Origin of the sequence: Okeania sp. SIO3I5 (assembly GCF_010672085.1) — a bacterium.
Lineage (GTDB): Bacteria > Cyanobacteriota > Cyanobacteriia > Cyanobacteriales > Microcoleaceae > Trichodesmium.
In genome coordinates, this window is the sequence record NZ_JAAHHT010000287.1 from 1 (window position 1) to 10,894 (window position 10,894).

Annotated in this window: 4 protein-coding genes; 2 read left to right on the forward strand and 2 right to left on the reverse strand. The window is 33.6% G+C overall.

Annotated elements, in window-relative coordinates; genetic code table 11:
• Positions 1 to 255: 255 nt before the first annotated feature.
• Both F6K40_RS35205 and F6K40_RS35210 read left to right on the forward strand, forming a co-directional pair.
• Positions 256 to 2,109, forward strand: coding sequence for a hypothetical protein (locus tag F6K40_RS35205; protein ID WP_293143300.1), 1,854 nt, complete (start codon positions 256 to 258; stop codon positions 2,107 to 2,109).
• A gap of 434 nt (positions 2,110 to 2,543) precedes the next feature.
• Positions 2,544 to 5,456, forward strand: a complete 2,913-nt coding sequence (locus tag F6K40_RS35210) for a pPIWI_RE module domain-containing protein (RefSeq protein WP_293143303.1) — start codon at positions 2,544 to 2,546, stop codon at positions 5,454 to 5,456.
• An 82-nt stretch (positions 5,457 to 5,538) separates the two neighbouring features.
• Here F6K40_RS35210 and F6K40_RS35215 read toward each other — a convergent pair whose 3' ends face one another.
• A complete protein-coding gene (locus F6K40_RS35215; RefSeq protein WP_293143306.1) occupies positions 5,539 to 5,736 on the reverse strand; it encodes a hypothetical protein in 198 nt (65 codons plus the stop codon).
• 3 nt (positions 5,737 to 5,739) lie between these two features.
• The gene (locus tag F6K40_RS35220; protein ID WP_293143309.1) at positions 5,740 to 10,023 is read right to left on the reverse strand and encodes a tetratricopeptide repeat protein; all 4,284 of its coding nucleotides are present in this window, start codon (positions 10,021 to 10,023) and stop codon (positions 5,740 to 5,742) included.
• Positions 10,024 to 10,894: the final 871 nt, after the last annotated feature.

The following is a 10,894-nucleotide window of genomic DNA, read 5'->3' on the forward strand; positions in this document are numbered from 1 at the left end:
CCGAAAGGAACATGACCTGTACCCAGACAACTTATTAAGGGTGTTTATAGGATTAAATATGGTGAATTAATCTATATTGCCAGCTCTCTAATAATCTTTGATGAATCTGATAATGTTCAAGTCTATTTTGATTCTGAATTTTGTCCGAGTTTAAATTTATTTGGCAAAGGAGAAACTCCAGTAATTACTAGGCTGATTTCAACTATAAATAAACGCAATCAAGAAACTAATCGCGGGCATCTTTTTCGGAAATCCATGGTAGAAAATTGGCAGGTTGATATTAAAAAAGCAGATAATTTAGCCAACAGGATTTTACCTTTATTAGATGATGAATCATTAGAAAATTGGTTAGTTAATTCTGGTTTTTTTAGACCTTCTCAACTTTTTCAAGATGTAGCTAAAACATTATCAGATTGGTTTTTTTCTGGTGAAATTGAAAATCAAGAAATACTGGAAACTGTTTTTAATGTTTTCACCGGAGATTCAATAAATGATAGTTTAGTTTTAAGTTCTGAACTGCTAAAGAAAATGGTGTGGGGATTAAAAGATATTGCCAGAATTGTCATAGATAAAGAAGCAGCGTTACTTGCTATTGTAGATTGGCTCGAATCTTTGAATGGTATCAAAAAGGTAGAAATAGATCTAGAAAACAGGACTATTTTAAGTAAGAAGCTATATTTAGCAATTCTTTTTACTCAACTATATGACTGTATTAAATCAATACTTTCCCACGCTCCTTACTACAAAGAATTTTTTGAAATTGACCATGATATATCATTCTTTAAATCTTCAGATGAATTTTCCAGAATGCTTCCTTCATCTCCAATTATCAGTTCTGGACAATTTTTTAAATACACTAAAGATATTTCATCTACTAGAGTACCAGGTAAACTTGATGTTATAATATTTTCTGGAGTTGGCAGACATTTGCTCTATAATTACCATGATTTATTTACTTGGAATAATATTCCTGGTTGCAATGTACTATTAATGTCAGGAACTTCCTGGGCGGGAACTTCATCAAAGTATCATTTACAAATTCCTGTGAATATTGTTCTTCGTCCTGATGAATCAAGTATTAATACTATTATTAATGAATCAAAAACATCTTTTGAACCTTCAAGAGCAAATACATCTCAACCAATTAAAGTATCTGGAAATCCCAATAAACAAGAAGCATTAGAACAAATAGCTACAGATATTGGCAAAATTCAATCTAACAATAAAACTAAAATAGATAATTGGATAGATCGAGTTGAGGGAGATAGAAAACGAGCTTTACTTTTAGTAGGTTCCTATGCAGATAGTGCTATAGTTGCTGCTGCATTGCAAAGAGAATACAATGACAAAAATGTAAAAATTGTAGCGCTAGGGAGGGATAGCGATAATTTAGGTGATGATGTTGATTTTATCCAAAGAAGTGATGTCTCAAGATTTGCGGAAATAGAGAACGCTAAAATTTTGGTTGCTCCTATTCTGGCAGTTGAACGAGGACATAATATTCTGAATGCTGAAAGAGTTGCAGCTTTTGGGGTGGTGGTATTTTTAGCGAGACCTTTTCCTGTTCCGAACGATCCTTTACTTTTGATTGGGTTTATGAATGCTTGGGCGTTAGATGCTCTTAATTCGGAACACCCTAGATATGTATTTAGGGAAGAAAGAGAAAATAATCCCAGTCTAGCTAGTTTAGGAAAAAAATATCGGACTCATGCTAAAAATTACTATGACAAGATTATGGGATTACCCATTCAATACTCAAAACTGACGGCAACTTCAGAACTCGATATGCGCTCGGATATTGCTTCGACTCTTCGAGTTATGATTACTCAAGTTGTAGGAAGAGCAGTGCGTGGGGGTGTTTCTTTCCACCTTTACTTTGTTGATAGCGCATTTGCACCAAAGACAGCACAAAGGAGAATTTCTGGTATGACAGATTCTAGTTATGATAGTGCTGCTAGTAGCTTGCTTGTCGCTATTGCTGATGAAGCTATGAAGTACAAAGATAATTCTGTAGGAAGTGCTTTGTACAAACCATTTGACAAATCTCTCATTGCTATGATGGGAGATTCTGTAGACGTTAAAGATACAAATTATTACCACTATGAGTAGCTTTGTTGCATGAAAGTATTTATATAGCTGCCGCACTTGCTGCGCAGATGTATTTCATCAAAGGGGGGAAACTGCTGTAACTATTGGACAATAGAAAAATCAAACATCCATCTCGCAAAAATCGGCAGTATAGCTGCTGGGGGGAAACTGCTGTAACTATTGGACAATAGAAAAATCAAACATCCATCTCACAAAAATCGGCAGTATAGCTGCTGGGTGGAAACTGCTGTAACTATTGGACAATAGAAAAATCAAACATCCATCTCGCAAAAATCGGCAGTATAGCTGCTGGGGGGAAACTGCTGTAACTATTGGACAATAGAAAAATCAAACATCCATCTCGCAAAAATCGGCAGTATAGCTGCTGCACTTGCTCCGCCTTCGTGGAAGCAGAACGGATGTTTAGAACACTACTTTCAAGGAACAAAATCATTATGAGTGACAAAAAAATCTTACAAGAATTAATTTATAGTTTCGATATTAGCGAAACATTACCTATTTGGTATACATCATTTCCAGAGGAATTGTTCAAGAATCTAAATGATATTTATAAGAAAATTAAGAAAAAAAATAGACGTGCTACGCGAGAAAATTTCATTCCTGTAAAATCATTAAATGATACTATTCGTGCATCTAGTGGTGCGTTATCAACAGGTAAAGGTATAGCTGGGGAAGAAAACGAAATTTTGAGGCAATATTGGTTAATGTCTCATGGAGAACCAATAGATAGTGAGTCTATAAAATTAGTTTTATTATCTTGGTTAAGTGTAGAATTTAGCAATCGAGAAGATTTTTCAGATGAAGATTATGAGCTACTTCAAGAAGGAGTAGAATCAATAGAAGCATCTCAAGAGATTAGTTTAATTGACTTTCCTTTTAAGAAGACTAGCTTATCTTGGAAACTAGCTGTAGCTGATGCGATCGCTGTGAAAATTGTTAATTATTCTCAAAATGAACCAATACTTATAGGTAGAGAAAAATACAAGTTTATTAAATCGCCAAATCCAGGAGAAATACAACAGTGGCCTCCTAAACCACATTTAAAAAATGGTCAATTAAAAGGTTTAAGTAGTTTATGTTTGAGCTTTAAAGTTGGTTGCCGTTATTTTGATTCAACGCCTAATATTTATATTCATCCGTCAATAAGACGTTATATTACTGAACCTTTTGAACCTAAGTATAATTCTGCTGCTAGTTTACATATTCAAGCACCTGCAAATTACTGGGAGAAAACACTTCCATTTAATAGAAGTTTACAAGTAATTAATTTAATTAAGCGAGGTGGAGAATATATCTTTAGAAACAAAGTTTTAGATGTTTTAAACAGTTTGGAGGAAGGAAATAATTTAACCCCCGATCCAGAGAAAATTATTTCAGCTATTCCACAGCATGGAATTATCTCTGAACCACTTGATACTGGAAATTTGAATGTTTTAGTTTTAAAAACAACAACATTGCAAAAACCAACGATAATGAAAATTCCTGAAGCTGGTTTATATTCCCATGATAAACGCTTGATTTTTGATTTATTTACAACTTTCCCTGAATTTGAACCGACAAATTTATTAAGTGAGTGCGATGTTAGAGTTTCAGGGAAGAAAAATCATTTAACTGAAGTAAATCCATTAATACAATTTGCACAAGAAAATAAACCTATAAATATTTTAGTATCAATTCCTGAACAGTTTAATAGATTGTATGAAAAAGTTCAAGAGGGATTTGATAAATTAAAAGATGAAGTATATCAAGAAAGTAAAGTTAAACTTCCTATCAATATTATTCGGGCATCTGACAATTTAGCAAATAGATTTGTTAGCTCCTGTCAGCAAAATGATTCCGAAGAGATAAGTAGGAGGGAAACAGAAATTACGCAGATGATTAATGAATATAACTGTTCATTTGACTGTGCTTTAATTGCTATTCAAGGTGCTGATTATGCCGAATACAAAAATGGCAGAAATGACCCTAAAGCCATCAATACTAAAATTCTATCTAAACTTGGTATAGTTAGTCAGTTTCTTGTCACATCATACGACAAAGTAAGAGTCAACAAAAAGACTTCTGAAAAGAAGATAATAAAGGAAAAAGATGAAGAGATAGTAGGTCGTGTCAATAATGGAATTAGCGATCTAATTAGACAGTTAGATATTCCTTGTCATAAAAAATTTGAAACTGTTAAACTGACAAATCAAGAAGAATTAAAGGCGCCAGAGAATCTATTAATTGTCAGCTTTTTTGTTCTGAGGATAACAGGCAAAACTGCATCTAATAATGTTGCTAAAGTTATGCCAGTTATCACAAAAATCAGTAATGACACAGGAAAAATTTCTCTTCTTTTGATGAATGCCAATAAAAAAGACAGTCAAGATAACACAAATTGCTTGTCAGTTAAAGAGGCGCAAATTTTACTGGCATCAGACGATTTAGAATATGTGGAATTGAAAAATAATAAAGATACAGCCTTACAAGAAGTGCGCAGTTTTTTTGTTGAAAATCTGAAAAACTTGTGCGAAAACTCTAGCAATAATGTGCTTTTAGTTGTACAAGAAGACAATATTAGACAAGTAATTCCTAATTTATCTACAGAAAAATGTTTTTCAGATGAACTACCTTTTATTTCTACTGGTTCAAAATCTGTTTTTGATAATCTGAGAATAGTCATTGTCAAAACTAACACTCAAGAAGTATCTACAGCATATAAAATTTGGAAAGAGAAAAGAAACTCTATTCTCGATCGAGAATTATATCCAGGTTATGGAAGTGCAGAACTTTATCCAGTTAATAATTTCATTTACATAAGTCTAGGAGATCGTGGAGTCGATAAACAAAATGCCAATATTTCTAAGCTTGATGAATCTTTTAAAGAAGTAAAATATGATGAAACTTGGAAGAATGTAGTTGATAAAGAAAAGCTCAAAAATTATCCTGGTAACAAGTCTTGGAAAGAGGTAATAGATAACTTGGAGAAATATTCATCTGAACCTTATAAAATGGGAACAGATTATTCAAATGGTTGTAAATATCAAACTGATAAAGGCGTTCTAATCGCAGCTCAAAAAATTAAAGGTGGAAAAACCATTTACTATGAACAACTGCCTAATGAGTGGTCCCAGAGACCACATCAAGGAACGCCAGTGGAACTTATTGTACAGAAAGTGCCAACAGATGAATCTCATCTACGAGAAGGATGGGCACGAGTTGTACATGAATTAAGATCCGACTCCATTCAGTATGAGTATTCTTTAAAAGTGCCAATAATACTTGATATTCCTAGAAAATTAGTAGATTACTTCAGGTTATCTGATGCAAATATTGTTAGCAGTGATTCTGATGACACGGATGAATAGGAAACGAATGAAGTTATATCAAATCCGGTAGCATCGGTGTTAGCATTTAAAGATAAGAATCTATAGAAGCCATTTGGTATCTCTAGAAAATAGGGAGTAGGGAGCGGGGGAGTAGAGGAGTAGGGGAGCGCTTGTGTAGGCATTGCTCATTCATTGTCTGAGCTAGAACATTTACAACCCTACATTTTTTGAGTCCTGTACGGATCACGCCTCCCACACCTCCCACACTTCCCACACTTCCCACACCTCCCACACCTCCCACACCTCCCACACCTCCCACACTTCACTCCTGACTCCTGACTCCTGACTCCTGACTCCTAATTAAATTCATAACCTTATCGTACTCTTTTTGATTTCCCTGTTCCTGATAAATTTCTGCTGCTTTATGTAAATCAGCAAGAGCTGCTTCTAATTCTCCTAATTTAATATATCCTTCACCACGAAAAGAATAAACGTGAGGGAGGTTAGGATTAATACTCAAAGCACTGGTATAATCGCTAATTGCTTGGGTATAGTTTTTTAACTGCACATAAATTCGACCTCGATTAACATAAGCATCAATTTTTTTCGGGTACAGTCGTAACACCTCATTGTAGTCTGAAATAGCTTGCTCCAAATCACCCATCTCAGTGTGAATCAAGCCTAAATTATAGTATGCTAAAGCATATTTAGGATTAATTTTTAGCGCTTCATGGCAATCAGTAGTTGCCCCAGAAAAATCTCCTAATTTCAAACGCGCTAAACCTCGATTATTATAAGCAGGAACGTATTGGGGATGAATCCGTAGAGTTTCGCTAAAGTCTTTCATTGCTCCCTGAAAATCTCCTGTTTGAAACCGAGAATTTCCTAGATTATTGTATGCTTCGGCGTAGTTAGCATTAATTTCTATAGCTGTTTCAAAGTCTTCCATTGCTCCTGAAAGATCTCCTAGTCTAAACTTGGTAAAACCTCGATTATTATAACCTTCAGCATAGTTAGGTTTTATTTGTATAGCTGCTTCAAAGTTTTTCATTGCTTCTGGTATATCTCCTGTTCTCAGGCGCACAATACCCATATCGTTATAAGCTTGATGATATTGAGGTTTAAAATTTATAGTAGTCTCAAAATCAGCGATCGCGCCGGCAAAATCTCCCAGACTACGTTTAGTATTAGCTCGGTGGTAATAAGCGTCTGCATTTTTTGGTTGAAGTTGCACTGCACTGTCTAAGTCTTCTAAAGCTCCTCGATGATCTCCGAGATCGAAACGAACTATACCTCGTTTAATGTAAGCATCCATATACTTAGGATGAATCTTGATAACTCGATTAAAATCAGCTAGTGAACCTTGGTTATCTTTAGTCAGACGACGAATTACAGCTCGGTTGTAGATAGCTTCAGTATGTTTAGGATTAAGTTTGATGGCTTCATTGAAGTCAGCAGTCGCTCCTTCTATATCTTTCATCTCAAACTTGACAATACCTCGCTGAGTATAAGCATCTACAATTTTAGGATTTATTTGTAATACTTTGGTAAAATCATTAATTGCATCTTGGTTATTTCCCAGGAAACGATAAGCAATACCTCGATTATAGTAAGCTTCTGCTTTATTGGGATTAAGTTTGATAGCTTGATTATAATCTGCTACAGCTCCTTTTCGATCTCCAGCTTTAAAACGGACTACTCCTAAGTTTTGGTAGATTTGATAGTCTTGAGATCCTAATTTCAGAGCTTGGCAAAAAAGCTCTATGGCATGATTAAATTCTCCTAGTTCTACATAAGCTGCTCCTAAATTATGATAGGTTTGGATGTCTTTTGGATCTAGTTCTAATGCTTTTTTAAAGTTTTCTATAGCTCCTTTTAAGTTTCCCATTTGGGCAATTGCAATGGCTTTGTTATGATGAAATAGATGATTATTTGGCTCTAAAAGTATGGCAAGATTATAATCTTCTAGAGCGCCTGTATTATCTCTTTTTTGTAGTTTTATTAATCCTCGGTGGTGGAGTGAATCTGCTCCTTGCTGGCGACATTTTTCAGCGTTTTCTCTCATATCTGCTATTTCATATTGGGTAATAGCTTCTTCCCATTGTTTTTTCTTTTCAAATTCTTTAGCTCTACAAAATGCTGCTTTCTGAGGCATTTTTGCTAAGTCGTATTCAGTAGCAGCTTTTAACCATTGTTTCTTTTCTTCAAATTCAATTGCCCGGTATTCTGCTTTTTTTTCAGGAATATTCATCCAACACCGTTTAGCATTAGCAAAATCTGCGATTTCTTCCCATTTTTTAGCTGCTTCTGACCATTTTAGACTCGTTTCTAGTTGAGACGCTTCACAAATTTTTTGCCTATTATCTTCCCCAATTTTTGCCCAATATTTTGCTGCTTCTTGCCATTTTTTTACTTTTTCAAATAATAGTGCAGCTTCTTGCCATTCTTTTAATTCAACACAAATTTCTGCTGCTTGATTATAAGCTTGTTTTTGAATTAATAATTTGGCTTGAGCTTGTTTTTCTAAAATTACATCGCCAGATTTATTAAAGCATTCTTCTGCTTGTTGATAAAACTCAGCCTTAAGATAATATTCTCCTTGTTTACGCCATGTTTTTCGGCTAGGTTCTATGCGATCGCTTCTTACTAATTCGGGAATTATTGACTGAAATAAACCTGTTAATTCTGGTTCTTGCCATAGTTGACTAGGCTTTGATTCCCAAATATTTAATATTCTACTGGCACGGGTAATTCCTACATAAAGTAAGTTTAATTCTAGTTGCAGTTGTGGTTTTTCTTTTTCTTTTAGTATTCCACCTCGTATTGTTTTACTCCAAAGTTTTGCTTGTGGCTGAAAAAAATCTAAGAGAAAAACTGTATCGAATTCTAATCCTTTTATTTCTTCAATTGTAAAAACAAAACTGGAATTTAGTTCAGCTCTAATTTTTTCTTTTTCTGATTCTTTTCTGACTAATATAGCATCACCAGGATACAAAGATGTTTCTTTTAATATTCTAATTAATGTTTGAGAATCTGCTGAAATTAGCCTTGCTAATTGACCATAAATACTGCTGCTTTTTGAAGAATTTCCTGTAGATTCTGCTAAATATCTAGAACGTAATTTTAGCAGTTGATTTGCTAAATTTACTAAACTTCCTACACTGCGGAAGTTAAATCTCAAAGTTTGTTGATCTACTTTTCTGTGGGGATAAAATTTATCTTTTAGTGTTTCCCAACGAAAGCCACTAGGACTAATCATTTGATAACAGTCTCCAGCAAAAAATAAATTTCCACTGGGAGTAACTAAATTAAATAACAACTCTAATTGTATTTCTGTCAAATCTTGTACTTCATCACAAACAATTAAATCATATTTTTCTCTAGAATTATTTTTCAGCAATTGCAACACTTGTCTGACTAAATCTATTTCATCATATAATTTTTCTTTATCAAGTTTTTTTTGATACCATTCTGCTATTTTATATATTTCTCTTCGATATTGATTAGACATTGAAATAACGCTATTTTTAGTTATTCTTTCATATTCTTTCTCAGATAAAATATTTTCTGTAATTGATAGCTGTTTGCCTTTAATTATACCTCTAATTTCTTCCCATACTAAAGTTGTTGGATATTTTTTTCTACCAGGATGTGCTTTGTATATTTCTGAAAAAAATTGATAGTTTACTTCATCTTGTGGGCAATATATTTTTTGATGATTTTCGAGAATTTCTAAACATAATTTATGAATATTTTTAAATTCAAAAACCACTTGATTGTTTGAATTATTTGATTCTGGTTCTAATTGACGATTTGTCGTGACTATTTTATAAAATTGTTCTTCAGCATTATTAACTAACAAATCGTTATAAGCAATATATAAACGTTTTTCTAAATTGCTATACTGTTTTTTATGGAGCATTCTATATAATGCCACTGTGGTTTTTCCTGTACCAGCACTGCCATTTAATAATAGATTTCCCGACAATTTAGCCAATTTATATTCTTCTGGAGTCAGCTTTAAAGGTAAATCTGTATCTTGCTCAATAATCGCTTTTTGCCATTCTATTTCTGACTCTAATACTCGCCACTGAATATTTCCTAACAATTCGTCATCTGTTAAATCTGAATTTGTTTCCAAATCCAAAGCTTTCACTGCTTCAATATTTGCTTTTTCTACTGATGAGTACGGTATATTTTCATCTACCTCATTATCCTGATTTTGGAAATTTTTTGTCTCAACAATAACTTCAAATTCTGCTATTTCTAACCATTCAGAATCAGGGCTTTTTTGCCTAGCTTTAGCACGTCGGGATACATCATCATGGTCTACACAAATATCTTGAATCGCTAGATAAACTTGCGCTTTTCCTGTTTCTGGCCGCTGTGATTTATCGTAGGTAAAAATTAAGCGACTAGCACTATTAATTCTAGCTTCCCATACTCTTTTGTTGATTCCTTTTAGCTTTTTTACCCGCAATCCACTATTAAATTTTTGCTGTTTAAGTCTTTTAATACATTCCCATACTTTCTTTTGTAAATTACTTTCTACCTCTTTTCGGAGAAACTCAACTATATCAGGGTGTAAAACTGTGGGCAGTAACATACATTGATTTTTCACTCTTTATCTTTAGTTTATGAATAGTTTAACACAATACTTTTTTTTAATAAAATTGTCTGCAATTAATGTTAGTTCAGGTTTTCAGGCAATAAATATTATTCAATTAATATTACTTTTGACTTCTAAAAATATGTATTATATAGTACAAAAAATAATATCTTTTTATGTTAAAGATATTAACTGAGTTAAAATTTTTAAGAAATATAACCTAGAAATAAGGTCAATCGCCTTCCCCTTACAGTGCTTTTCAGTTGAGTAGACCACAAAACTGTTGTAGGAGTAATGAGTAATGAGTAATGAGTAATGAGCAAGGAGGTAGGGACGTATTGCTGACGCTTTCGCTCCGCGTTAGCGGAGCGACATGTAACGCATTAATGCTCAAGCAACGTCCGTAGGTCCTAATGAGTAAGGAGTCAGTATGATTGTGGTTTATTCATCATTAAACCGCTGTAAAGGGAATAAAAAGGCGTTGCATAAAGTGTGTATTAGAATTATAGTTTTGGAGTGCTTATGAAGTAAAAGATGGGATTTACCTTTTCTGCAAAGATTCATCCCCAGGTTTCAGCAAGGCCTAAAAATTTTGGTTTAAAGCCTCTCCTTTCAAGGAGAAAAAAATTCCTTTGAAGCAATCCTTCTATTACAGAAGAGGTAATTATTAATTGTTAATTATTAATTCTTGCAGAATTTTATTGCTTCCCTATTACCGAAAAAATCAGGTTTAAAGCCTCTCCTTTTAAGGAGAAAAAAAGCGGTCGAGAGATGGGGAGGAAACCTTGCCATATCCAATCAACCAAGAGAAGAAAAAAGTTCCTTTTAACTAATCCTTCTATTACAGAAAAGGTAATAATTAATTATT